Annotated in this window: 15 protein-coding genes and 1 tRNA gene; 6 read left to right on the forward strand and 10 right to left on the reverse strand. The window is 64.3% G+C overall.

What is annotated here, in order from left to right; genetic code table 11:
• Positions 1-14 precede the first annotated feature (14 nt).
• A tRNA-Met gene (locus ACYQ6W_RS17680) sits at positions 15-91 on the forward strand.
• 61 nt (positions 92-152) lie between these two features.
• Here ACYQ6W_RS17680 and pbpC read toward each other — a convergent pair.
• From pbpC to ACYQ6W_RS17730, 10 genes are all read right to left on the reverse strand, one after another.
• Complete coding sequence (gene pbpC, locus ACYQ6W_RS17685; protein ID WP_459677130.1) at positions 153-2,144, reverse strand: penicillin-binding protein 1C; 1,992 nt, start codon at positions 2,142-2,144, stop codon at positions 153-155.
• On the reverse strand, positions 2,141-7,342 hold the full coding sequence (locus tag ACYQ6W_RS17690; RefSeq protein WP_459677131.1) for an alpha-2-macroglobulin family protein: 5,202 nt from the start codon (positions 7,340-7,342) through the stop codon (positions 2,141-2,143). Before ACYQ6W_RS17690 ends, pbpC begins: the two co-directional genes overlap by 4 nt.
• Before the next feature lie 220 nt (positions 7,343-7,562).
• Positions 7,563-9,677 (reverse strand): hypothetical protein, encoded by a 2,115-nt coding sequence (locus ACYQ6W_RS17695; RefSeq protein ID WP_459677132.1) that lies wholly within the window; start codon positions 9,675-9,677, stop codon positions 7,563-7,565.
• Positions 9,678-9,725: 48 nt separating this feature from the next.
• The gene (locus ACYQ6W_RS17700; protein ID WP_459677133.1) at positions 9,726-10,880 is read right to left on the reverse strand and encodes a glycosyltransferase family 2 protein; all 1,155 of its coding nucleotides are present in this window, start codon (positions 10,878-10,880) and stop codon (positions 9,726-9,728) included.
• Positions 10,881-10,965: 85 nt separating this feature from the next.
• The gene (locus ACYQ6W_RS17705; RefSeq protein WP_459677134.1) at positions 10,966-13,170 is read right to left on the reverse strand and encodes a rhamnan synthesis F family protein; all 2,205 of its coding nucleotides are present in this window, start codon (positions 13,168-13,170) and stop codon (positions 10,966-10,968) included.
• Positions 13,167-13,955, reverse strand: a complete 789-nt coding sequence (locus ACYQ6W_RS17710) for a glycosyltransferase family 2 protein (RefSeq protein WP_459677135.1) — start codon at positions 13,953-13,955, stop codon at positions 13,167-13,169. The genes ACYQ6W_RS17705 and ACYQ6W_RS17710 overlap by 4 nt, the downstream gene beginning before the upstream one ends.
• A gap of 11 nt (positions 13,956-13,966) precedes the next feature.
• Complete coding sequence (locus tag ACYQ6W_RS17715; RefSeq protein ID WP_459677136.1) at positions 13,967-16,750, reverse strand: methyltransferase domain-containing protein; 2,784 nt, start codon at positions 16,748-16,750, stop codon at positions 13,967-13,969.
• Between the two features lie 59 nt (positions 16,751-16,809).
• On the reverse strand, positions 16,810-18,387 hold the full coding sequence (locus ACYQ6W_RS17720) for a rhamnosyltransferase WsaF family glycosyltransferase (RefSeq protein ID WP_459677138.1): 1,578 nt from the start codon (positions 18,385-18,387) through the stop codon (positions 16,810-16,812).
• Between the two features lie 126 nt (positions 18,388-18,513).
• Positions 18,514-18,927, reverse strand: coding sequence for a glycosyltransferase family protein (locus ACYQ6W_RS17725; protein ID WP_459677140.1), 414 nt, complete (start codon positions 18,925-18,927; stop codon positions 18,514-18,516).
• A gap of 280 nt (positions 18,928-19,207) precedes the next feature.
• Positions 19,208-19,984, reverse strand: coding sequence for a LexA family transcriptional regulator (locus ACYQ6W_RS17730; protein ID WP_459677141.1), 777 nt, complete (start codon positions 19,982-19,984; stop codon positions 19,208-19,210).
• Positions 19,985-20,161: 177 nt separating this feature from the next.
• On the opposite strand from ACYQ6W_RS17730, the gene ACYQ6W_RS17735 reads away from it, so the two are divergent.
• From ACYQ6W_RS17735 to ACYQ6W_RS17755, 5 genes are read left to right on the forward strand one after another with little or no spacing between them, the layout of a single operon-like run.
• Positions 20,162-20,467: a helix-turn-helix domain-containing protein gene (locus tag ACYQ6W_RS17735; protein ID WP_459677143.1), complete on the forward strand. Its 306-nt coding sequence runs from the start codon at positions 20,162-20,164 to the stop codon at positions 20,465-20,467.
• A gap of 2 nt (positions 20,468-20,469) precedes the next feature.
• Complete coding sequence (locus ACYQ6W_RS17740) at positions 20,470-21,387, forward strand: ParB N-terminal domain-containing protein (protein ID WP_459677145.1); 918 nt, start codon at positions 20,470-20,472, stop codon at positions 21,385-21,387.
• Positions 21,387-21,845 carry a phage regulatory CII family protein gene (locus ACYQ6W_RS17745; RefSeq protein ID WP_459677146.1) on the forward strand — a complete coding sequence of 153 codons (459 nt, stop codon included), beginning with the start codon at positions 21,387-21,389 and terminating at the stop codon, positions 21,843-21,845. The genes ACYQ6W_RS17740 and ACYQ6W_RS17745 overlap by 1 nt, the downstream gene beginning before the upstream one ends.
• Positions 21,846-21,886: 41 nt before the next feature.
• Positions 21,887-22,192, forward strand: coding sequence for a helix-turn-helix domain-containing protein (locus ACYQ6W_RS17750; protein ID WP_459677148.1), 306 nt, complete (start codon positions 21,887-21,889; stop codon positions 22,190-22,192).
• A complete protein-coding gene (locus ACYQ6W_RS17755) occupies positions 22,189-24,156 on the forward strand; it encodes a transposase domain-containing protein (RefSeq protein ID WP_459677150.1) in 1,968 nt (655 codons plus the stop codon). Before ACYQ6W_RS17750 ends, ACYQ6W_RS17755 begins: the two co-directional genes overlap by 4 nt.
• Positions 24,157-24,165 lie beyond the last annotated feature (9 nt).

Here is a 24,165-nt window from a genome sequence, read left to right on the forward strand (position 1 = left end):
CACACCATCACCCCCGCGGGGTGGAGCAGCCCGGTAGCTCGTCAGGCTCATAACCTGAAGGTCACAGGTTCAAATCCTGTCCCCGCAACCAAATTCTTAAAATGACATATCATCAATCTGCTTCCCGATAGCGCGGAAGTGGTATCTCGGCGTTACTCCGTATCCGTTACCCGGATGGCGGCGTGAACGGCGGTGCCCTCCGCATCGAGAATGGTGATGCGGTAGAAGCCCGGGCCCGGCGGCTGCCATTCGGCCTGGCGCAGGGCGGCGATCGAGGGGAGCGGTGCACCGTCCACCAAAAACCGTAGCGGGCGGGTACCTCCCATCGCCTTGAGATCGAGCGGCCCGAGCCCCGCGATCACCGCCCCGGGCGGTGGGAAGAGCAGGCGCAGAGGGTCGGCCTCGGGGCGCGCCGCCAGCGACAGCATGGGCGCCGTTTGAACAACCCGGCGGGGCTCCGCCGGCAGCAGGCTGAAGATCCGCGCGAGGATGGGCAGCGCATGGTCGGCCGCCGCCCCGCCATCCATCGCGCTGCCATCCGGCCGCCCCACCCAAACCCCCACGAGATGCCGGCGATCAAATCCGAAAGCCCAATTGTCGCGATCTCCCCAACTCGTTCCGGTCTTCCAGGCGATGCCGCGGCTCGTCGTTTCGGTCGGAAACGGCCGTGTCAGAATGTCGGCGACGCTCGCGGCCGTCGCCGTGGGGAGAAGGGGCACCCCCGGGTGTTCGGCGCTGTCCGGCAGCAGCGTCAGCGGCCGCACGCGCCCGTCGGTCGCGAGCCCCGCATAGAGCGCCATCAGACTGCGCATGGACAGGCCGGCACCGCCGAGGATGATCGGCAGGCTCGCCGATGCGTTTCGCGGCAGATGCAGCGGCGTGCCGGCGGCGGAGAGACGGTCCGCAAAGCGCTGCGGGCCGTAGCGCGAGAGTAACCCTACCGCAGGGAGATTGAGGGAGCGTCGCAGCGCCGCGGCCGCGGTTACCCGTCCATCGAACCGGCCGGAAAAATCCTCAGGTGCATAGGTGCCGAAGCGCGTCGGGGTATCGGCAAGAAGCGTATCGGCATTGGCGAGGCCTTCGCCGAAGGCGAGCGCATAGAGGAAGGGTTTGAGCGTCGAGCCCGGGCTGCGCAGGGACCGCGTGAGATCGCTGCGGCCTGCCCGCGCGCGGTCGTTCCAGTCACCGAGCCAGAGGGCGGTGATCTGTCGCGAGGGCAGGTCGGCCACCATCACGGTGAGCGCGACGGAGGGCGGCAAGGCGGCGCTTGCCGCCTGGGCCGCCTGCGCCAAAGCCGCCTCGGTCGTAGGATCGATGGTCGTAGCGACGACGGGCGCGCGGTGCATCTGTGCGAAAAGCTGCGGCAGGTTGCGCGGCATGGGATGGCGGGCACGGGGCACGGGCTCGGCCTCGGCCGCCCGCGCCTCTTCGGGTGACATCAGGCCTCGCTCTTCCGCAAGCGCCAGAATGCGGTTGCGCAAGCGGCGCGCGGCCTCCGGGTGCCGATCGGGCCTGAGCGCCTCCGGCCGGCGGGGCAGCGCCACCAGCAGTGCCGCCTCCGCTGCGTCGAGCGCGCCGGGCGGCTTGCCGAACCAGGCCCAGGACGCGGCTTCGACCCCCACCAGATTGCCGCCGAACGGCGCCAGCGACAGCCAAAGGCCCATGATCTGGTCCGGCGTTCGCGTCTGCCAGAGCTGCATCGCGCGGGCCGTTTCCAGAAGCTTGGCCGATAGGGTGCGCGGATGCGGGTCGAGCAGCTTCGCCACCTGCATGGTGAGGGTCGAGCCGCCCGAGACGACATGCCCGGCGCGCAGCCACTGCCAGGCGGCGCGTAGCACGGCGCCGGGGTCTACCCCTGGTTCCTCACCGAAATGCCGATCCTCCACCGCCACCAGCAACTGCCGCAGGAAGGGAGACACGGCGCGCGGATCAGTCTGGAACCGCCAGACGCCGCCGGGCGCAGGGGTGAGCGCGAGAAGGCTGCCATCGGCCGCCAGCACGCGCGTGCCCCAGCTTCCCGCCGCCGGCTGCGGCGCCGGATCGAGGCTGCCCGCCAGCCACAGGCCGCCACCGATCAACGGTACGAGGCCGAGCCCCGCCGCGAGCCCGGCCGCCGCCAGCAAGCGTCGCCGACGTCTGGTCACGGGGTCGGCGGCGTGACCGAGATATGCACCGATCCCTGCCGCGCGAAGATCGTCGGCCGGTACATGTCCTGCAGCAGGATGCCGGGATAGTCGTAGGTGCCCGGGGTTACGGCGCGGAGGATCACCGCCAGACGGAAGCTCGGCTGGTCGTGCGGCAAGGTGAGGGCAACGGCATAGCGATCATCCGCGGCGGCTTCCGCATCCGTCTCCGACAGCGTGCCGAGCCATCCCATGCCCGGCACGTCACCGCTCGAGAAGTGTCCCGCGATCTCCCAGCCCGCCGGGAGGCCCGCCAGCACCATGGCATGATGGTCCTGCCCGTCCGTCGCTTTGCCGTCGATCTCCATCACGAAGGTGCTGTTCTGTGGGAGCTTGTCGGGGTCGACGGTGCTGCCGTCCATGGCGAAGAAATGCCGGTGCACTTCCATATTCGCCCGCGCGGCCGGGGGTGCCGTCGCCGGCACGCCCTGGATCGCCAAGGTGCCGGAAACCGCGGTCTTCCCCGGATTGCCGACGGTCACCGGCTGCGTGACGTCGAGGGTGACGCTCGGCGCAGGCCCCAGCGTCTTGCCGCCGCTGGTGAGCGTGACGGCGCCGGCCTGCGCCTGGAGGGCACCGGCGGCGGCACCGGCCCAGGCCTCTTCCTGCGTATTGAGATTGGCCGGATCGAGATCCGCGCCTGGCAGGGCTGCCCGGATCGCCGGGAGACGATCCGGCATCAGCCCGCTCTCCGCCACCAGAACGGCGGTTGCCAGCTGGTCGCGCAGCGAGGAGCCGTAATCTCCATACCAGTCCTTCCGCGCCGGCTCGGCCAGCACCTCGGTGAAGATTGCGCGGGCACGATCGGCCTGACCCAGCCGCGCGAGGGCGGCGGCGATTTGCGCACGGGCGAGGGGTGTGGGCTCATCGTCGATGCTGGCGGCGGCCACGCGGATGGCGCCCGCCGGAGCCCGGCCCGCGAGGGAGAGCACATAGAGCGCATAGGCTTGTGCGGCAGAATCGGTCGGGCCGCCGGGAGGCTGCGCGACCTCGTTGGTGAGCCAGCCGAGTGCTTGGTCGATCATCGGCTGCGGCACGGCGGCGCCCGCCTGCCTGGCCCGCAGCAGCATGTCGGTGGCATAGGCCGTGAGCCAAGGCTCCGCATCACCGGTTGCGGACCAGAGGCCGAAAGCGCCGTCATAGCGTTGCCGATCGGCCAGGCTTGAGACCACCTGTTGCAGAACGGCCGCCCGGTTTGCGCCCGCATCCGGGCCGGTGAGCATGGCGAGCGGCAGTCCGCGACTGGTCAACTGCTCCAGGCAGTCCAGGGGATAGGCTTCCAGCGCCTGCACCATGGCGGTGGCGGAGTAGCGCACGCCGAGACCGAAGGTGGCCGAGGCGGTCCAGGTGCCAGGAATGAAGGCGCTCGCATCCGGCGTAACCGTCTGGCTCGCGCCCGGGGGCAGAGACAGCGGGCTGACCTGCGTCACCGGCGGTCGCGCCGAATGGATGCCGATGCGCGTGTCATGCGCCACGTGAAAGCCGCCCGGACCATCGGCCGTGACGGTGAGTTCGCCCATGCCGACGGTATCGGCGGTGAGGGTGAGCGGCACCACCAGGCGTTGTTGCTGCGCGAGGGTGATCGGTGTCGGGTCGCCTCCTGCCAGATGCAGGCCGTGGCCGGCTGCGACATGCAGCGTGAAGGTTCCGGCGGGCAGCTCCAAATTCTGCAGCATGATGCCGATCTGCGCCTGGTCGCCGGGGGCAAGGAAGCGCGGCAGCAGCGGTTCGACGATTGCCTGGTCCCGCATCACGATGTCCTGGCCCAGGCTGCCGGTCTTGGTGCCGTCCCAGCCGACCGCCATGAGCCGGAGCGTGCCGTCGAAATCCGGCAGATCCAGCGGCACGGCGGCGACACCGTCCGGCCCCGCCTGTACGGGCCCGGCGAAGAGCGAGACGATCTTCTGCGGGATCGGCGTGGAGGCGGCGTCCAGATCACCGCCCGCGCCCTGGCGCAGGATCGCCGTCGCATCCCCGGCAGGGGCGAGCAGGCGGGCGAAGTCGTCATGAATGCCGACGCCGAGCGTGCGCTTGCCGAAGAAATGCTGAAGGGGATCGGGTGTCTGGAATTGCGTGAGCGCCAGGATTCCTTCGTCGACCGCTGCAAGCGTGACCCAGGCACCGGGTGTCGTCTTGATCGCGAAGGTTGCCGTCGTGCGGGGGCGATAGACCGGCTGCGTTGCGATCGAGAGCGGCAGGGTGCGCGGCTTCGGGTCGAGTGCCAGCCAGGTGAGGCCGATGGCGCGCCCCGGCCCTGCGGCCGGGGCGGTTCCGCTTGCCGGCGCACCGGGCCGGAAGACATGCACGCCGACATAGGCGCCCGGTCCCCAATCGGCGGTGACCGGGATGCGCAGGTCAAAGCTCGCGCCACTGGCCGGAAGGTTGATCAGTCGCTTCACCCGGTCCGTCATCACCAGAACTGTGGCCGGCCCGGCATAGGGTGCCTCGACATGGATCAGCGCGGTTTCGCCTGGGGTGTAGCGATCCTTGTCTGCGCGCACGGAGACCCGCGCGGGCACGTCCGGGTTATCGCCGAAGGCCCAGCCGGAATAGAAGACGACGGAGCTGACCGCCATGCCGCCATTCGCCTGCAGAACCTCCAACCGATAGCGGCCGAAGGGCAGGGACTTGCCGTAGGAGAAGGGGCTGCCATCGGAGGCGAGCGTGACGTTCTGGCTATCGACCGGCTCGTTACGCCAGACGGTTTCATAACGCGCCTGGCCGTTGCTGACGGAGAGGCGCCAATCCGGTGTCTGCCGGACGAGACGGAGCTGTACCGGCATGGCGATGCGCTTGCCGTCTGGCGCGACCGCGGCGATGCGGAAGCCCGCGCGACTATCGGCATTGACCGAGCCCCCCGCAAAATCCTCTGCAATGCCGATCATCGGCGCTTGCGGGCGAATCGGCAGGGTTGTGGTGGCACTGACACTGCGGCCGGCCGGATCGTTCACCGTGGCGGTGACATCCGCCTGCAACGCGACACTCGTATCCGGCAAATGCGACAGGTCGACCACCGCGGCCGTATGGCCCTGATCGTCCGTCGCCTCCATGTCGCTCTGGGACGTGCTGCCGGAGAAGCTGTCATCCGCCAGACCGAAGCTATAGTCCTTGAAATCAGGGAAGGGCGTAGGATTGGGTGTGACGTTGACGACGGCGGAGCCGGAGAGATCGTTGCCTGGAGCGCCATAGAGGAAACGCACGTTGATCGGCAGAGACGTCGTCGTGCCCGGTGCCAGCACCTGCGGGCCGCCGGCGGCGAACTCCACAGCTAGGCGCGGGGGGACGAAGGCATCGACCTGGAAGCTCTCCTCCGCAATGGAGGAGCCTTGCGGATCGGTTTTGAGGGCGATGTTCCACGTGCCGAAGGGTGCGCCCTTGGAGAGGATCACGGCTTGATGGATCGCCGCATCGGCGGTCCGGGCCGGCACGGTATCCTGAAAGACGCGCCCATCGGGCCGGGTGACGATCAGATGCAGCGGCAGGTCGGTGGGCGCTCCGCTTTCGTCCCGCAGCAGCGCCATCACCTGCACCGTCTCGCCGGGCCGGTAGATGCCGCGATCCGTCCAGATAAAGGGATCCACCGGGCCCGGCTGAGGCTGGCCGGAGGCCCCGCGATCGGACAGATCAAAATCGGGTGCACCGAGGTCGAGACGGGTGAAGTCTCCATCCTGGCCGCGGATGTGGAGCGCCGCTGGCGCCTCCCCGCCCTGGCCGGCCAGCAGAGGGGCGGCAAAATGCACGAGGCCGTCGTGATCCGTCCTGGCGCTGGCGAGGATGGAATTGTCGGTCGCGATGAGGTCGACCGTGACATCCGTCACCGGCAGACCCGTCTGATAGCTGCGCAACTGCACCGTGTCCCCATCGGTACCGTGCCACAGGGTCGGCGCGAGATCGGTCCGCAGGATGAGCTGGACGGCACCCGGCGCATCTCCCTCGGCAAAGGGCGTGCCGTCCCCAGGCGTCGCGATCAGGGCGTAGAGGCCGGAGTCCTTCAGCGCCGCGGGCAGCGGCAGCACCGTATGGAGCAGAGCGTTGCGCGAGAAATGCGGCACTTCGGCCGAGCCCGACCACACCGTGCGGCCCTGGTTTTGGGCCAGGTCCTGGGCGCCGTAACGGTCGATCCCACCGCTGCCGGGCGGATAGCTCTGCATCACGTGCAGAAGATTGCGTTCGCTGATTTTCACCAGTTGCAGTTTGACGGCCGAAAGCCCGACGCTATCGAGCGCGACGGTTGCCTGGTCACTACGCGGCTGCAAATAACGCGCGCCGTCGAAGACGAGGCGCGGCGTCCGGTCTGGCATGGCGACGGGCACGGTCACGTCCTGTGCCAGCGAGAGGCCACCGTCCCCGGGCATGCCGTGACGCAGGGTGACGCGGCTGGTGGCGCCGGCGGGCAGGCCGGTGATGCAGATCTGGCGGCTTTCCAGGGTGACGGCGGCATCCTTCACCGCGGGGTCGAGCTGCACCCAATCACCCGGATGGAAGTCGGGCGAGGAGGATGGGTCGCCCAGGAAGCGCAGGCAGGCGCGGGTCGGGAAGGACTCCGCATCCGTGTCCACACCATCGAAGACGAGGCCGATCGCTTGGCGTTCCCGCATCAGGTCCTGCTGCACGGGGGCGTCCTTGGGCAGCCGGCGGGCCATCGCGGCTAGGACGTGGATTTGCGGCACTGGTGCCTTGAGGGCAGCCAGTGCCTCGCGCATGCTGTCGAGGGCAATGGCCTGATCTTCGGCGGCCGTATTGCTTGACGTATCGACGCTGGTGAAGGCGAGCCACCCCGCCTCAAGGGCGAGCTTCGGCTGCTGCGGCGTGACGGCCATCTCGCCCCGCGCCATGGCGAGCCAGATCTCCCAATCGGTCGCGACGTTCTGGGCGGCCTGCGCGGCGGCGATGATCTTCAGGGATGGCAGGGCGCGGGCATAATCTTTTGCCTTGAGCGCGGCGAGGGCATCGGCCTTGGCCTGTTTCAGGCGCGCCAAGGGGACGCCTGCGGGAAAGGGCTTTTGGAGATCGGTCCGGAAATTTGCCGCATCATTCTGCAGGCCGGGCAGGTCCAACTCCTCCGCCGCGTCCTGAGCGCGGGCGGCCACCGGCGGCAGGAGACAGACACCGATGCCCACCAGAAGAACGGCGGCCTTCAGATGGCGAAGCAGCGGCATCTATTCCTCCCGATTATCGGCGCATTTCTGCTCTTTTTTAACGGCTCACCGGGTGCGTGAATATTGGGACCTCCATGACGATCACCGCGCGGTCGAGCCTCCCCGACGCCTCGGCCCCTCGTGTTTCCACAAGTGCCAAGGGGCCGAACCTATCGTTCCATGAAGTTGGCGACAGGCAATGAGGCGGGCGGCAGGAGCCTTCTCCGTCCTGCGCCGCGCGTCAGACAATCCCGCGGGATGCGTCTGCGGACTGATCAACATTTTGCGAGGAGGGATCAGGCGGGGCTTTCCGATGCCACGGCCAGGCTGCCCGGTAGCCGCGTGCGTGTACCGCTGGCTGTGTCACCGCTGGGCTCAGGAAGGGTAGAGCCAGGGACAGAAGATCCACGAGGCAAAGCAGAGGGTAGCCGGCCGCCCAATAGAGCGGCGTGATGGCGGGGAAGGAGGAAAGGTCGACGAGGACGAGTACCGCCGCCCGGGCCAGGAGCAACCCCCACAGTCCGATGATGAGGATGAGCGGCGCGTCGAACCAGCCCGGCGGCCGGCGAATGACGCGCCATAGGAAGGCTACGCAGAAGACGAGGAACGCGAGGATCGTCAGCGGATCCAGGGCATAGGCATAGGCGAGGTTGACGGCATGGAGAATGCGGATGCCGAACTGCCCGGCCGGCCCTGATTCGCGGATGTCGTCGACGCTCAACTGCCCGCCGGCGAAGGGGGTGATGCCCGGTTCGAGGGCAGTGAGCGCGAGCGGCGGCACAGAGGTCGCCGTGTTCATCGCCTGTAGCGTACAGCCCTGCAAATTCGGGACGGTGATGGAAAAGCGATTGTTCGCCGCCTTCGGCGTGTGAAAATACACTGCCAGATCCGGGCTATGGAGCCGGGTGATGGGCAGGATGAGTTCGCCGTCCGCATCGCGGCAGCGCAGCCTGATCCAGGCATCATCTGTCCCGTGATACCACCCGTTGATGGTGACGGAGCCGCGTTCGGAAGCCGTCCGCGTGCGCCGCGGATGGCGAAGAAAATCCTCCATCGTATGCAGGCGGGTGAAATCGCCGCTGCTTTTGGGGAAGCGATGCTGGAAGTCCCAAACCGCGACAGAGGTCTGCCATGTGGCCAGGCGGTACATCTGGAGCAGTTCGTGCGGCAGCAGGCGCCACTGCGCCGCCGTCGTCGCCGGCATGAAGGGCAGCGGCGTGGGTTTGCAGACGAGGCGACCACTCTCGCAGGCGCTTTTGACCTGTCGCCAAAGCGAACGGTAGAAGCGCGCGGCATCCTGAGGCGATCGATAATGCCCCTCGGCGGCCACGGCATCGCGCAAGGCCCACATGAACCACCCCCCCGCGAAGTCTCCGCAGGTGGACCGCTGCATCGCGCAACCTGGTGCGGTCCAGCTTTGCCCCACTCCTTTGAAATAGGGCTCTAGGCTCGCGAAAGCCGGGCTGACCTCGTCGATCGTCTGGCGTACCTTTGCGGGTACCGGCACGAAGGGCACGGGTGACCCCACGCGCACTGTCTGCAGGATGTTGAGGGCCTTCTCGAAGTCCGCCGACTTGAAGTCGACCGTCACGAAGGTGCCGTACACCCAGAGGTTGACGGCGGCGACGGCGGCGAGCGTCACCCCTGTCGACGCAACCCAAGCCATGCCGCAAAGGCCAAGCCGGAGGAGGCCCCTCCGATCGCGCGAGAGGCGCAAACTCTGCAACAGAATGACGACGCACAACCCAGGCAGAACCCACACCGCGTCCTCTCGCGTGAGCCAGAACCACGCAAGGGCGAGGCCGCCGAAGAGCGTCCACAAGAGGCGCCGTCCCAATGACTGGGTGGAAAAAGTAAAGAGGCACACGGCGCCCAAAATCAGGAGGACCTGCGCCGCCGACAGATCATCGCGTACGATGCGCATCGGAATGACCGCCGGGTGCCACTCGATAGCGAGGAAGCAGATCAACGCGAGCGAGGCAGAGCCCGAGAGCCGGAAAATGGCACGTGCCGCGACCGAGCAGGCGACGACGTAGAGGAGGGCGTGGCTCAAGGTGACGGGCACCCCGAGCGCGGCATTGAGCGCGAGAAACAAAGGGTAGCCCGGGCCCTTCGCGAGGGTCATCTGCGAATAGGGGCCAAGCCATTGGCCCGAGATGATGCTCAGCCCGTGCTGGATAAAAAGATAATCATCGAAGCCGGCATCGGCCAGGAGCACCACCGGCACATGCATGCAGAGGATGACGTAGGCGAGGCTCGACACCACCATCGCCGCCAGCACGATGCGAGGATAAGGGCGGGAAGAGCGCAGCAGCTCCGCCGGCGCTCGGGCAGGCGCACGATCAGGGAGAGTCATCGAATCCATGCGTCTTCATGTCCTGCCTGACGGGCGCTCCAGAGCATCCTAAGCTTCAAGCCGCAGGAGACCTTTGAGGAAAGAGAAGAACATCCACTGCACGCCGACCACCATCAACGTGGCCGATGGAATGACTGCGCGCAGCGTTGCCGGCTGCCGCAAATCGCCGAAATGGCCGGCGCCCCACTGCATGACGGCGGCGATGGACCAGCCGAAGCCGATCACCGCAAGGATGGTGCCCGCGATGAGGAGCAGTTCGAAGGGCACGCCGAGCCACCACCGCACCAGGCGGTCTGGCGGCCAGAAGCCTTGCTGCGCCGAATAGAGCTTTGCGAAGAGCCCGAAAGTCAACAGCTGCGAGCCGACGCCCGCGGCATCTCCCGCATAGACCATCGTATTGATGTCGAAGGTGACACCCCACGCCCGTAGCGGGCCACCTGCGAGCAGGGCGAGACAGGCGACGCCGAGCAGCAACAAGAGCGCGCCCGGGTAGACGAAGAGCCAGTTCGGGCTGAACATGAGCATGAACCGCAGGTGGCGCCAGCCATCCCGCCAGCTCCTGAGATGCGGCGGACGATCCCGCCCGTCCTTCTTCAGGCGCGTCGGAACCTCGGTGATGCGGAGGCCGTTCAGCGCGGCCTTTGCCACCATTTCACTCGCGAACTCCATGCCCGGGGATGATAGGCCGATCGCCAGCATGGCTTCTCTGCGGAAGCCCCGCAACCCGCAATGGAAGTCTCCGATGCGGCGATCGAAGAAGAGCCGGCCAATGCCGCTCAACACCGGATTGCCAAGATAGCGATGGAGCGGCGGCATCGCTCCAGGCTCGATACCACCGCGAAACCGGTTGCCCATCGCGAGGTCCGCGCCCGCGCGCAGCGCAGTCACGAAGGGTTGGAGATTGACAAAGTCATAGCTGTCGTCAGCATCTCCCATGATGATGAACCGTCCGCGCGCGGCGGCGATGCCACCGATGAGGGCAGCGCCGTAACCCCGCTTCGGAATGTCCACCACTCGGGCCCCCAGTTCGCGCGCGATGACTTGTGACCCGTCCGTCGATCCATTGTCGGCAATGAGCACTTCTCCGACCACGCCGGACGTCGAGAGATAGCGAAGCGCCTTGCTGACGCAGGTTCCGACCGTCAGGGCCTCGTTGAGGCAAGGCATGAGAATGGTCAATTCCACCTCGGACGCCACGTCCATGTCCGGCCTTTCCGTTCCGCGGGCGATCTCGGCTGGCCTTGTGTCAGTTGTCATGAGGAGGTTCCCTATCGCCGCCGGATATCGCTTAGAGCGGCCGCTGCCGCAGGCCGAGCAAACCATCACCTATCGTCGGCGCAACAGGATGCGTGGCGCGGACATCGGCGATGAATTGCGCGATCTCACCATTCTCGGCGGTTCGCCGGAACGCGGTGTCGCGAGGCGCGAGGCGCGACCTGTCGAGCATGAAGATTTCGGCGGATTGGCTCTCCGGCGCGCGCGGCAGGATCGTCTCACCCCACCAGAATACCGGTGCGATCTGCAAGTAGCCGAGCGCGAGGGGTGCTTCCGCGGCCGAGACCCGGGCCCAAAGCTGAGCGAGTGCCTGCGGAAAGAGGATGTCCGTAGGCTCTAGGATCATGAGATACCGTCCCTCCGTGAGGGACAGACCTTGGTTGAGCACGGCGGCCCGTACGTCAAACGGGCTCGGTTCATCCCAGTTGTGGAATTGAACGCGCGCCTCCGGATTGAGGTGGCGAAGACGCTCGGTGCGTTCGCGCAAGGCGCGTAGGCCGCTTTGCGGAAAGCGCGTCAGCATGAAATGCACTGTCAAGCCAAGCGACACCGTCTGCCCCAGGATCGTGAAAAGGCTGCGCTCTGCAAGGGCCAGGTCCGTTTCATCTTCAAGGCGGATGAGGATGTCGAGTGCGTCTTCGCGCTCCGGTTCATCTCCTGCCGCGGGCGCGACTTGCGGAAAAAGGAGCGCATCAGGGCACAGCAGCAGTGGCAGATCTGCCGCTTCCGCACGCTCTTGCATCGCTCGGGTAAATGCCTCCGCCCCGGTCGCCGAGCCAAGCGGACCCATCGCCTCGTATGCCGCGCGCGGGATGGCGATGGTATCGCTTGCATGGTGGGCGAGATGGAAGGTCCCGCCATCGGCCAGCTGCATCGAAGGAGGCGGCACGCAGGCAGGCTCCAGCAGGGCCTTGCCCCCATGGGCCTGGGCCATACGCAGCAGGGCGGTGACAGCACCCGGGTGAAGCACGGCAGGCTCGCTCATCACCAGAACAAGATCGGCGCCAGCGGCGAAGCTTCGGGCTACCCCATCCCCCACGTTTTCGCGTGGGATGACGGCACATGCACCCTGCCATGATGGATCATCCGTATCGCTGGCGCTACGTAGAGCGGTATGAGCGGCAGTGAGGCAGCCGTCTTCGACCGGATCATCCTGAGAGAAGAGAATCTTGGCTCGGCCGGTTACGCTGCCTGCCGGATCGCCCGTCACGCCGCGCCAAGGCAAGTAGGGAAGGCGTTTGGGGCGCGGCGGGAAGAAAGGAATGACCGGCTGATCGGTGAAGGGTCGGCGGCTCTCGCTGAGGTTCTGCAGGCGCAGGATGGAGCGGCCGAGAGCACGGCGCAGCTCGGCGGGGCTGCGTGCCTCCTGCAATCCGAATTGCTCATGCAACATGCCTGGGCGCGTAATCTTCATCCAGTCATAGCCTGCGGCTTCGCAGGCGAAGAAATAGAGGCGCTCGACGGCGTGAGCCAGGGTGCCGTCGGTTCGTCCATCCTCCTCGGGAAAATCCGAGAACTGGAGGCCGAGCGTGAGCAGTGGCGCCAAAGCCTGAGGACGAGCCCAGAACATGGAGCCGGAGGGGAAATCCAGCGGCGCCCGGCGCGGCAGTGAAACGCCCATGCGCTCCGCAAGATCTGACGCCTGATCGTAATTCTCGCCCCAGCGGATCCAGGGGCGGAGTTGATCGATATGCTGCGGAGCGAGCATGCCGAGCCTTGGCCACTGGCGGAAGGCCTCCAGCACACCACGCACGACAGCCGGAGAGCCGAGCAGCGTCTCCAGGAGATAGCCGCGCCAGCCACCAAGCCCGCTCTCATGCGAGGAGTGTTTGGTGTGAAGATGCAGCACGAGATCGTAATCGCCATGGACCGGGCCAAGCCCCACCAATTTGGGGGCGATGTCTCGTCCACGATTGGGTGTGACCAGGATGGAGACGCTACCCGGTCCCCAGGATGCGACCAGGTCGGCCAGGATGCGTCGCTTGTCCTCGCTGTCGGTTGTCAGAAAAAGATCAGTATCCTGAGGAAGGTGGGCGAAGTAGCTCAGAAACTCCGGCGCGAGTTCGACATGGAAGGCGTGGAACATGACCGCGAGGCGCGGCGGCACCGGCCAAGCCTCCGGCTCGTAGCCCAGCGGCAGCGCGAGCATGGCTTCCTGCTCGAGGGGGTAGACGGTCGCAAGATCGATTTCCGCATTGAGCGCGGCTGACGCCCTCACGGAAGCTTGAACTCGGGCGCAATGGGCGCGAGGCGCATCCAGGGATGGCGGATGGTCATCTCGACGAACATGCTGTCGTAGGAGCGGGCGGACTCGGTGCGCAGCATGGAGGTTCCGTGCACACGGTAGCGGCACAGGATCTCCGGCACGAAAAGACCTTCGTATCCTTGCTCGATGAGCTTGCACCAGAAGTCATAGTCCTCCCAACCGCCCTCGATGTGGGAGTAGCCGCCGATATCTTGCCACGCCCGCCGGGAGACGAGCGCCATCGCATCGATGTAGTTGCCGGTCTTCAGCCAGGCAGGCTGCCACACGTCCGCGACGCCGACGCTGCTCTTGTCGCCAAACAACTCGATCTGGCTATAGGCCGCCGCGGCATCGTTCTGGCAGACTACGTCCAGCAGGCGGCCGACGGCACGAGGATAGATCATGTTGTCGGCGTCGAGAACGAAGACGTAGTCGCTCTCGGCATGGGCGAAGGCGGTGTTCCGGCTGCGGGCCAGACCCTGATTGCGGCGGTGCTGCAGCAGCCGAGCGCGCCGGAACCGGCTGGCGTGCGCGGCAAGCCACTCATGTGCAACGGCGAGCGAGTCGTCTTTCTGCGATAGGTCATCGACGATGATGATGTCGAGCGGCTGATGCCGTTGGGCCGCGACAGAGCCGAGGCAGTCAGGCAGAAAGCGCGCATAGTTGAAGAGGCTGATGGCGATCGTCACCAGACCAGGATGAGGCAGATCCTGCGCTTGGGTATCGAAGATCGTCTGGGTGGGGCTTGGATGCAGCATCATACTCTCCGTCAGCCGCGGGCTTTGTGCTGGCCCAGGAATCGCAGCATGGCGGCCGCAGTATGGCGCGTGTCGAAATAGTGGGTCAGCAGATCATCGACATTGGCGCGCACACGCTCTGCTGCACGTCGTCCATCCTCGCTACGCAGCAGCCACTCCAGAAGATCGGGGATGTGCCGTGTTTGCTCCTGGAAATAATGTGTGCCGGCGATGAAGTCGGGATGCGGCAGGCAGGGATCGGAGACGACGACGCTGCCCGCGCACATGCCGAGGCGGACCATGCGATGCCACTCGAAATAACCAAAATCTTCTCGGTGAATGTTGAGGGTGATCTTGGCATGGCCCGAAACATGCGCTGCCAGACGCGACAGCGCCTCTTCCTCTCCGCGGCCGAGCAAGGGGCCACGCTCCGCGCGACGGTTATAGAGCACCGTGTCGAACTCGGCGAAGAAGGCGGCATTTCGTCCAAAGAATCGGTCACGCTTTTCGCTCGAGTTACCGAAGAAGGCGATGTCGAGCGGCCGTTCCATGAAGGGCGTGGGCGCTTTCGGATCGCGCTGCGCCGCCGGCGGCAGAACACGGAACAGCGGGTGCCGCCGATCGGCTTCCGTGAGGCCGAAGGGCTCGAAGCTGCATCCGGGCAGCAAGTGCAGGGCAGGAAGCCCGGTCTTGCCGAAGAGCTGCGCGGTCTGCGCGCAGATGTCCAGCACGCCGGCCGACATCAGAATGAAGGGCAGGGACAACTGGAACCATTTCGTCTGCACCTGTTCGGTGCCGAACATGAAGCCTTGCCAAATCACGTCGTCACGAATCCAGCGGGGTCCATCGCCCAAGGTGAAGAACTCGTGTGGTGCGACGAAGAGGCTGACGCCAGGCCGATCGTCGACCCCGCTGTTCTCGTCCAGCACCTGGACATCGGCGCCGACGGCGCGCAAATCGCGCGCAAGGTCCTCGGCGATATCGGCCATGAAAAGATTCCCGCGGGAATTGACGAAAATGCCGATCGGGCCGACGTCCCGCACGAGATCCGGCAGATGGGCGTAGTCGTCTCTGACTTGGGGTTCTGCCTGCGCGGCATGCTCCAGAAGCAGGACGCTGCCCATGACCCGTGCCAGTTCCTCTGGCTCGGTCCGCCCGCGCTCTTCAAGCGCGCCAGCTTGAAGGAAGTGGGTGAAGGCATCGAGACCCGACTCTTTCACATCCTCATTGCGCGTGAGGTAGTCTGTTTCGTCAAACAGCTCGAACCGCCGCAGGCGCGACATGCCCTTCGACAGGGTTGCTCGGCTCACCCGGCCGTAAGGCTTGTTGAACTTGCAAATAAGGGCGCTGCCGGCCTCCGCCCAGGAAGACGTATCGACGTCAGAGTCAGAGACAGCGGCGGGTTCTTGGGTCGGCGAAGACGCGGTGAGTTGCAGCCCGGCATCCCCCGGCAATGACGCGGCTGACGCCATGCTGGGGGTCTGTCTCCTCGGTCCCCGCAATAGCCGTCGCGCCACCCGCAGACCGCGGACCAAGGAGCGCGGAATCCGGCGTCGCCATGCGGCAACGCGCAGCCCGTCCTGCCAGGTGGCGGATGATTGGAGAGCCGCCATCTCTGCGAGGAGCCGACCGACCTCCTGCTCAAGACGCTGCCTATCGGCTGCCGCGACCTCCAATTCGGCGACCCGGGCCTCGCGCGCCCGAAGCTCCTCGCCCACGGTGTAAATCTGTAGGCGCAGCTCATCAACGAGGCCGTGCTGATACTGGATATGGTCATTGGCTTCGTTGAGGCGCGACAGAGCCTCCAGACGCGCGCGCCCGTGATCCGCAATCTGTCGCTGGGCAGCGGCATAGGAGGCCTCCGCACTGCGAAGATATTCGCCGACCTCCCAAACCCGGTGATTGAGGCGCGCGACTTCGGCATGAAGATCCGCAATCTCCTGCTCGGGGTGATAGGTCTCCAATCGCGTCCAGGGAAAGGTGGCGCGCGAGCCCTCTTCAGTCGCGGCTGCGCGCGCCGGGGCCGAGAGGGACGGCAGATGTCTCGTTCCCGTGGCGTAGGCCGTTTGGACCGTCGAAAAATCAGCGAATTCCTCGGCCGACGCATCAAGTCGATAGCGCCGCGGCAGGGCGAGGACGTTGGTCAGGAGGTTCTGCGGATGGACCCGGGCGAGCCCCTTGGCCGATGCCCGCTGCTCTTGCGGCAGTGTGCGGGCAAGGGGCGAGCCCTCCCGAACGAAAAGAAGGGTGTTCTGCGCATACCACCAGTCGACAGTCCCATCGCCCCACAACCGGTCTCGCAACGGGTCGAAGCAGATGAAGCCTTGGTCCCGGAAGAGGATGGCCCAAAATTCGGGCCATTGCTCATTGACGTGATGCTCACCGTATTGGAAGGGGACCGCGGCCGAGAAGAGGACGACATCGCTGAGCGCGGCAAGGCCGGCGACGAGTGAAGGCGCTCGCGCGAAGGACAGGTGCTCGGCCACCTCGAGGCAAATGGCCATGTCGAAGGGGCCGAAGGATCTGGACGAAAAAAACGTGGCGAGATCCACCGTCTCCAGATCGGCGGGGATGAAGCAATGATCCTCGATGAGCAGTGCCGCGCGGTCAACGTAATCCCCATCGATGCCGACGACCTCCGGCACACCGTGCTCGCGCGCAGCACGCAGCCAGGAGCCGACGCCGCACCCGATGTCGACGATGCGGCGCGGCCGGACGAGCGGAAGGATCTCCCCCAGCACGACGCGCGCAGACTGCAGACTGCCTGCCGCCTGTGCCTCAAAAAATGCCTTGTCGTAATTCTCCGCTAGAGACATCCGAAAATCCTGATGCTGGTCACTGGTGGCCGTCGTCTCGCCTGCAAGCGAAGGAACGGTCAGGCTTCCGCGCCTCGCGGACCGAGGAACCGCCGCATGCGATCCAGGCTTTCCAGAGGGAAGGCCGCATCCCAGTCGACGGGCCAGTCGATCTCCGCGCCGGCGAGCCGCGCATCGAGGTCATCGACGCGCTGCATGGCCTGTACCAGCCCATCGACGATCGCATCGACAGTGGGTGCGACGCCGATGAGATTGGAAGAGATCGCGGCCAGCGCCTCCGACGTCTTGTTGGCGAAGGTATTCGTCACGGCCCACATCCCGGCCGAGGCCATTTCGAGAGGTACGAGGCTCGGATGCGGAGTCAGCATCAGCGACAGCCCGACGTCGAACCGCGGCATCATATCGATATACTCCTGCAGACTGGTCTTCGGCAGAAGTTGCAGCGGCAGGCCCGGCGCGAGTTCCAAATTCACCCGCCGATCGATGGACCCGATGCCGTGGAAGGACCAGTTTTCGAGGGAGATGCGCGGATCGCGCGCGAGCTTGGCAAGCGCGATCATCGCGAGCTCGAAGAGGTTGCGCGCCGCATGCTCCTCCGGCCGTGCATAGACCAGCAGCCTGCGCTCGCTACGCTGCAGCGTCTCTCGCTTCGGATGAAATTTTTGGATGGCGTTGCTGAAGATTGCGGCGTCCGCCTCTCCGCCAGGGCGCTTGAAGACGCCGATCTTTTCGCGACGGAAGAAGTCCGCGAGAAGCGCCGTCGAGAAGAGAGCGACTTGCGGAAAATCATAGGCCTGCTGGAACAAGGCGCTGATCGAGTTCATCGGTAGGAAATACGGCTCATATTCCTGAATCATGAACAGAAAGCGCTTCTCTTGCAGAGCCTGCACGGTTTCATGCGCGATATGCGCGGCCCAGCAATTGGTCGCGACGAAGCGATCTTCGGGATGAGCCGGGACGGGAACCGCGCGATCGAACCGGCTGATCACCTCGATCTCGTCGAACAGCGTTGTGATGCCGGGATATTTCTTGATCTGCTGGCGCCAGGAGTCCATGTCCCAGTCGCTACGCTCGTGCAAGATGATGCGCACCTGATAGCCTTCGCGCCGAAGACGAAGGGCCAGGTTGAACATGCCGAGATAGCCGCCGAAGACGTATTTGAAGTCGATCATCGCCAAGAGCAGATTGACCCGCTTCGGATGGGCGGAAGAGACGTCGAGGGTCAGCCCGGAGATGTTGTGATGAATCGGGCGCGTGTTTCCGTATTCCAGCACCGCGACCGGCGGCGCCTCGGGCGCCGCGGCAACCACAGGCTCCGCGATTGCGGTTGGGAGGCTCGCGCCAGGCTTCGGATCGCGGATCACCGCATCCAGGAGGCGGGCGCCCGGTCTCTCTCTCTGCAGTCGGACGATCTGGGATTGCTTCGCCCGGAAGGCGAGATTGCGCAGCCTGGTGCCGAGCACTGACCACAGAAACATGCCTTCCAGGTTAAGGGTCGGACGGCGCGACAGAGACGCAGAGAGTTTCTCCTGCAGCACCGCGCGGGGGGAGCTGTCAAACACCGCGAAGCGGGCCGCCACTGCCTGTTTCGCCGGCTCCGCCTCCGGTGCCCGAAGCATCAGCAGCCGGCCGAGCATGGCCTTTTGAAGAACGAAAACGTGGTCTGAAACGGCCTGCTTCAGGAGACCCGTCGCCGCCCGGGCCATCCGCCCGCGATGGGGGACGTGCCGCAGGACTTCGCGCGCCGCAGCGGTGAGGCCCGGTCAGGCATTGTAGTTGTGCCCGATCACCCCTTCGGCATGCTGCACGTAGTCGTAAAGGGACCTTTCAACATAGCCAATGCGGCCTGTGTAAAGCGCCATCAGGCCGATCCAGTGATCATGGAATATCGGCCCAACGGGTTCCGGAAACGGCAGGATGTCAGGCAAGAGAGCGGTGCGGATCATGCTTGCTGCGCCGGTCACCGTGTTCGCGACCATCAGCGTGGCGAGGTCGGTGTAGTTGTTGCGTCGGCCCACCCAGAAGGTGTCCGAGCGCACGTGGCCGTCGGCATCGACGAGGCGGGCATCGCTATAGACGAGCTTCGTCTGGTCGTCGAATGCGCCGAGAAGCGACGTCAGCTTGTCCGCGTGCCACACGTCGTCCTGGTCGCAAAGGGCCACGAAGTCTGCGTCCACCGGCACGCGGTGCAGGCACTGCTCGAAATTGCGATAGAAGTTGAGACGGTGTCCCTCGTCACTTGAAATGAGAAACCGGGATCATCCGGGAATTTTCGGGATTTATAGGGACGAGACCTGAAGGAATCCGCCAAAAATTCGGCGCCGGGATGTCCCGAAAGGAGCCGGTTTGGATTTGCGAAATGATCCAGCGTCGGGCGCCGGCATTCAGATGAAATGCGAAATCCAGCGCCCGCACTTAGATTAATCGAGACCGACCTTAGAGCCTCTTAGACGGCTCTTAAAGCATGAACTGAAGGCGATAGGCGACCCGGCCGACGATGAACAGGTTGCTCATATCGGCATCGGGGTGGGGAAGTTCCCACCGAACGCGATCAATGGGGTGATCCCCAGACTCGTGGCTCTCATTGTCGGAGGAGAGCGTCAGAAGCCCCTCCTTGCGGACAGTCAGGCGTCTTATCATGAAGATGCCGGAGAAGATCACCGCAAAGATGCCATCAAATGAAGCGGACCTTGATCGATCGATAAAGATCACCTCCCCGCTTCTTATAGTGGGCTCCATAAAGTTACCCATAAGACGCATCATGAAAAAATCGCTCATTCCGCGATGAAAAGCCACATCAACAAACCGCTTTGGAACGTCTAATATTGGTGCATCTGTCAAATCCTCAGAAAAATTACCTGGCCCTCGCGAGGAATGGACGTCCAAATACTTGATGCCGACGGTCTCTGCCGGTGTCACAGGTGCAGTATCTTCTGAATGACCAGCCGCCATGTCGGCCTCTCCGACTCCTTCCGCGAGCCAATCCAGCGAGACCGAGCAGGCGCGTGCCAGGGCGATCATCGCGGATGCCTTCATATCGCGCCCAGCTAAGTAGCGAGTGAGTGTGCCCACAGGCATCCCAGCTCTTTGAGCAACGCGAGTGTTCCCGCCGGCGAGCCGAACAGCCAAGCGTAGCCGTTCGGCCCTCTCTTTTATGCTCCGATCGTCATCCTCAGGATCGCAAATGGCTGAACCGGCCATTTGGTTGCGGCCTCTGCGAAAATCGTCAGTCATATCAGCGACATCTTCGCCGTTTGGCAGAAGATTACCGATCGGTAAGATTGCAGCGCCAAATGACTATTGCCGTTCGGTTCATAATATGACATTTGGTTGTTGCCCTCGTGCGAACGAAATCATTTTTACAGCCCAAACATCATCCAGTTGGCGCTGGATCACGTGAGGAGAAACCATATGGCACGCCGACCGTGCGGAATGCACGTCGAGGATATCAAAGCGGCGCTTCGAAAGAAGTACGGCCCTCTTGCCAACCTCTCCAGAGAGCTTGGCTACCACCCCAGCTCGGTGAGCAACGTCCTGAGCCGCCCAGGCAGTTCCATCGCTCTAGAGGCAAAGCTCGCCGAGCTTCTCGGCATGAAGCCTTACGAGGTGTGGCCTGATCGCTATCAGCCTGATGGCACGCCGATCTCCTTCGTTACACCCCGCTCTCCTATCGCGGCGGTACCCGACCGTCTCCGTAGAAAAAGCGTGGCTGCCTGAACATGCGAGCTATCAAGGTCGAGTTGATCAAGGTCGCCGATATCACCTGGTCTGAAGCGCGCATCCGCCGGGCCGATCGGCAGCACGTGGAGGCGCTCGCCACTTCCATGGACGATCAGGGGCTGCTGACCCCGATCATCGTGCGCAAGCTCAAAGGCAATCTCCTGCAGGGCGTGGCGGGCTTCAATCGCTGGAATGCCGCCCAGTTGCTCGGCTGGGAGACCATTCCGGCGGAGATCGTGACGCTCTCCGACGACAAGGCTCGCATCGTCGAGATCGAGGAGAACTTCCGGCACCTGTCCCTGACCATCCTTGGACGGGCCATCTGCCTCGAAGAGCTGAAGGCTCTGTATCTCAAAGCGTTTCCCGAGACAAAATGGGGTGGAATCAGAGGCTTAGACCAAGACGCAAGCGTTGCGTCTGGGTCGGATGAGGATGACATCGACCAAACGGAACGCGATGCCGTTTGGTCCTCGATGGAGGAGAGCGCTGCCCTTATCGGCGCTCGCCCCAAGAGTTTTGCCACAAAGATATCGGAGGAAATGGGCGTCACCGACCGGGCTATTCGTGCCTGGGTGAAGCTTGCGGCCGCGCTCTCGCCAGATGCCCGCAGCCTCTTGGAAGGCACCACGATTGCCGACAACCGCAAGGAGCTTGAATGGATCGGAACGCAGATCCCGCGCGACCAGCAGGCGCAGGTAATCCAGGAGGCATTTGACGCTGGCAAACTGCCCTCCGCGATGAGGGCGGAAGCCGAGGCCGAGACGACCGTTCAAAACGCGGCCTGGGTACGCGAGAGCCACGCCCTCTCGAAGAAGTTCGAGAAGGTCTCGAAGGATGCCCGGCTCGCGTTCCTCGACTTCCTAGTGCAGGAAGGCTGGATCAAGAAGGGCTCGATCCTTCGGAAGGATGCTGCCTGATGCGCGGCCGAGCAGTCGAAGGGCAGCTCGACCTTCTTGAGTGGCAGCCGCCGAACCCGGTTGCGCGCTTCGATGATTTCGAGGTGCGCGGGCTGACCTTCTCCGAGCGGCTTTCCAGCGCCATTTCCACCACCCTGAAATCGTGCGGGCGGCCGCGCGAAGAGGTGGCGCGTCGCATGTCAGATCGTCTTGGCCGTTCCATCAGCATCAATGTGCTGAACGCTTACGCGTCGCCCCAACGGGAAACCCACCAGATCAGTGTTCCTCGCTTCGTCGCTCTCCTGCACGCGACCGAGGATCGGCGTCTCGTGGAGCTTCTGGCTGAGCCGCTCGGTTGGGCCACGATCGAGCGGAAGCATCTGCCGCTGATCGAACTGGCGGCTATCCACGAGCACCTCAAAGAACTGCGCCGTCATGAAGATCGGTTGCGTCGGCAATCTCGCGGGAGGCGTGGCTAATGGTGAAGTGGCTATATAGGCGCGAGTGGAATTTCGCAAAGATGGACTCTATCGATGGGTTCATACAGAGGTTCAACCAAGCCATCCGGGGAAAATACGGGGCCGGCTATCTGATCTCGCAAATAGCTGAGGACACGGGGATCGCAGAAGACACAATCATCAGACTGCAAGGGCATCACTTCATTTCGTGGAAGATGCTCGAGCGGATCGCCAAGTCGCTGGATGTTCCAGCTCACTGGCTTTGGTCTGGCGGTCCATTCCCCAATCCACAAGGTCAAGGGCAGAACCCAGATGGAGATGACGCTCCAGGCGACGGTTCCGCTGAAGACATCGAGGTCGCTCGATGAAGAGAGACCTGGAATGGGCAACGATCCCCGAGTTTGCGGCTGCCAATCTGCCTGGTGTGCTGAGCGAACGCGCGCTCTATGAGGTCATCAAGCACAATGGCTATGATGGCGTCGCCTACCGCAACAAGAAGCATCGCAACCGGCAGAAGGCCGGCGGCGGAAAAGAGTACCATTTTAGCATCCTGCCACCTGAAGCTCAGGTGTGCGTTATGACGAAATGGGAGAGCCGGATTGAAGGTTCGGCCCATCAGGACGGCGAGCTGTATCAGGCTGCGTGGAGACGTTGGAACCAGGCGACCGAGAGCAAGCGTAAGCGCGCGCTCTTCATTCTGAAATGCCTCGATGCCTACGATGCGCTCGTTCGGGGCGGTCAGAAGCGCGAGGATGCGAAGCTCGAAGTGCGAAAGCAGTTCGACATCCGAAAGGGCACGCTGAACAACTGGATCGCCCTAGTTCGAGGCATTCCGCGAAGCGAGTGGGCTCCCTTCCTTCTGCCGGCTCAGCGCGGCCGTGAAGTGAAGGCCGAATTCACTCCAGAAGCATGGGATGCCTTCTGCGCCGATTACCTGCGTCTTGAACAGCCGCAGCTCTCGGACTGCTACCGGCGCCTCTTCAAAATCGCAAAGACCAAAGGATGGGTAGTACCTAGCCAGGCGACCCTGCAGCGTCGGGTTGACGCTCTGCCCCGGCCGCTCGTGGTGCTAAGCCGCGAAGGTGACAAGGCTCTGAGCCGCATGTATCCGGCACAGGAGCGCGACCGCGGCGTGTTCCATGCCCTAGAAGCGGTCTGCGCTGACGGCCACGAGTGGGACAACTTCGTGCGCTGGCCGGACGGCTATGTCGGTCGCCCGATGATGGTTGCCTTCCAAGACCTTTATAGCGGGAAAATTCTCAGCTGGCGGCTCGACCGTTCGGAGAACAAGAACGCCGTCCGCCTCGCCTTTGGCGACGTCGTCGAGCACTACGGAATCCCGTCGCACTGCTACCTCGATAACGGACGTGCCTTCGCGTCTAAATGGCTGACGGGCGGCATCCCGAACCGCTACCGCTTCAAAGTTCGGGATGAAGAACCCGACGGCCTGCTGAAAATCCTAGGCGTCACGGTGCATTGGGCACGGCCCTTCCACGGCCAGGCCAAGCCGATCGAACGCGCCTTCGGTGAGTTTGCCAGGAACCTGGCGCGTCACCCGGCATTCGCCGGGTCATATACGGGTAACAATCCGACGAACAAGCCCGAGAACTACAACAGCGCGAATGCTGTCGATCTTCAGGCATTCGTCGACGTGTTGACGGCTGGAATCATCGAGCACAACGCGCGCCAGCTCCGCAACACGAAGGTATGCGCAGGTCGATTCTCCTTCGACGAGGTCTTTGAGCGCTCCTACGCGGTCTCGCCCATCCGAAAAGCAACGGCTGAACAGCGGCAGTTGTGGCTCATGACGGCCGAAGCCGTGACCTGCAATCGCCGGGATGGTTCGATCACCTTCATGGGCAATCGCTACTGGGGCGAATTCCTGCACCGGCACATGGGAGACAAGCTTGTCGTGCGCTTCGATCCTCAGGTGCTGAACGCTGATCTACACGTCTATGACGCGACCGGCGTCTATCTGGGCGCTGCACCGGTCATCGACGCCACTGGCTTCAACGATGTCGATGCGGCGCGGTCGCATGCGAGAGCGCTGCGCGATTGGAAGAACGGCATCAAGCAGGCCAAGGCCGCTGCCCTCAAGCTTACGCCGCAGGGTTACGCGGCGATGCTCCCCAAACCGGAAGAACCGGCGCCAATCGAAACCAAAGTGGTGCGACTGGTGTCTGGCAACACGGCTTTTGCGCTGCCTCTGCCCGTGCAGCAAGCAGCGCCCGAACTTCTCGACGATGACGAGGAAGATAGCAATCTGAGCGTGATGCGCGCCTGGCGCAAACGCAATGTCGGATCAGACGCAATTGTCGGGGGAGAGAGTTGATCGCGGACG

The organism is Acidisoma sp. 7E03, assembly GCF_054665075.1.

Bases quoted from the DNA above. Each gene is read 5' to 3' on its own strand.
- ACYQ6W_RS17690 (WP_459677131.1), bottom strand. From the start codon at position 7,342: ATGCCGCTGCTTCGCCATCTGAAGGCCGCCGTTCTTCTGGTGGGCATC.
- ACYQ6W_RS17695 (WP_459677132.1), bottom strand. From the start codon at position 9,677: ATGACTCTCCCTGATCGTGCGCCTGCCCGAGCGCCGGCGGAGCTGCTG.
- ACYQ6W_RS17700 (WP_459677133.1), bottom strand. From the start codon at position 10,880: ATGGACGTGGCGTCCGAGGTGGAATTGACCATTCTCATGCCTTGCCTC.
- ACYQ6W_RS17710 (WP_459677135.1), bottom strand. From the start codon at position 13,955: ATGCTGCATCCAAGCCCCACCCAGACGATCTTCGATACCCAAGCGCAG.
- ACYQ6W_RS17715 (WP_459677136.1), bottom strand. From the start codon at position 16,750: ATGTCTCTAGCGGAGAATTACGACAAGGCATTTTTTGAGGCACAGGCG.
- ACYQ6W_RS17720 (WP_459677138.1), bottom strand. From the start codon at position 18,387: ATGCTCGGCCGGCTGCTGATGCTTCGGGCACCGGAGGCGGAGCCGGCG.
- ACYQ6W_RS17730 (WP_459677141.1), bottom strand. From the start codon at position 19,984: ATGACTGACGATTTTCGCAGAGGCCGCAACCAAATGGCCGGTTCAGCC.
- ACYQ6W_RS17735 (WP_459677143.1), top strand. From the start codon at position 20,162: ATGGCACGCCGACCGTGCGGAATGCACGTCGAGGATATCAAAGCGGCG.
- ACYQ6W_RS17740 (WP_459677145.1), top strand. From the start codon at position 20,470: ATGCGAGCTATCAAGGTCGAGTTGATCAAGGTCGCCGATATCACCTGG.
- ACYQ6W_RS17745 (WP_459677146.1), top strand. From the start codon at position 21,387: ATGCGCGGCCGAGCAGTCGAAGGGCAGCTCGACCTTCTTGAGTGGCAG.
- ACYQ6W_RS17750 (WP_459677148.1), top strand. From the start codon at position 21,887: ATGGACTCTATCGATGGGTTCATACAGAGGTTCAACCAAGCCATCCGG.
- ACYQ6W_RS17755 (WP_459677150.1), top strand. From the start codon at position 22,189: ATGAAGAGAGACCTGGAATGGGCAACGATCCCCGAGTTTGCGGCTGCC.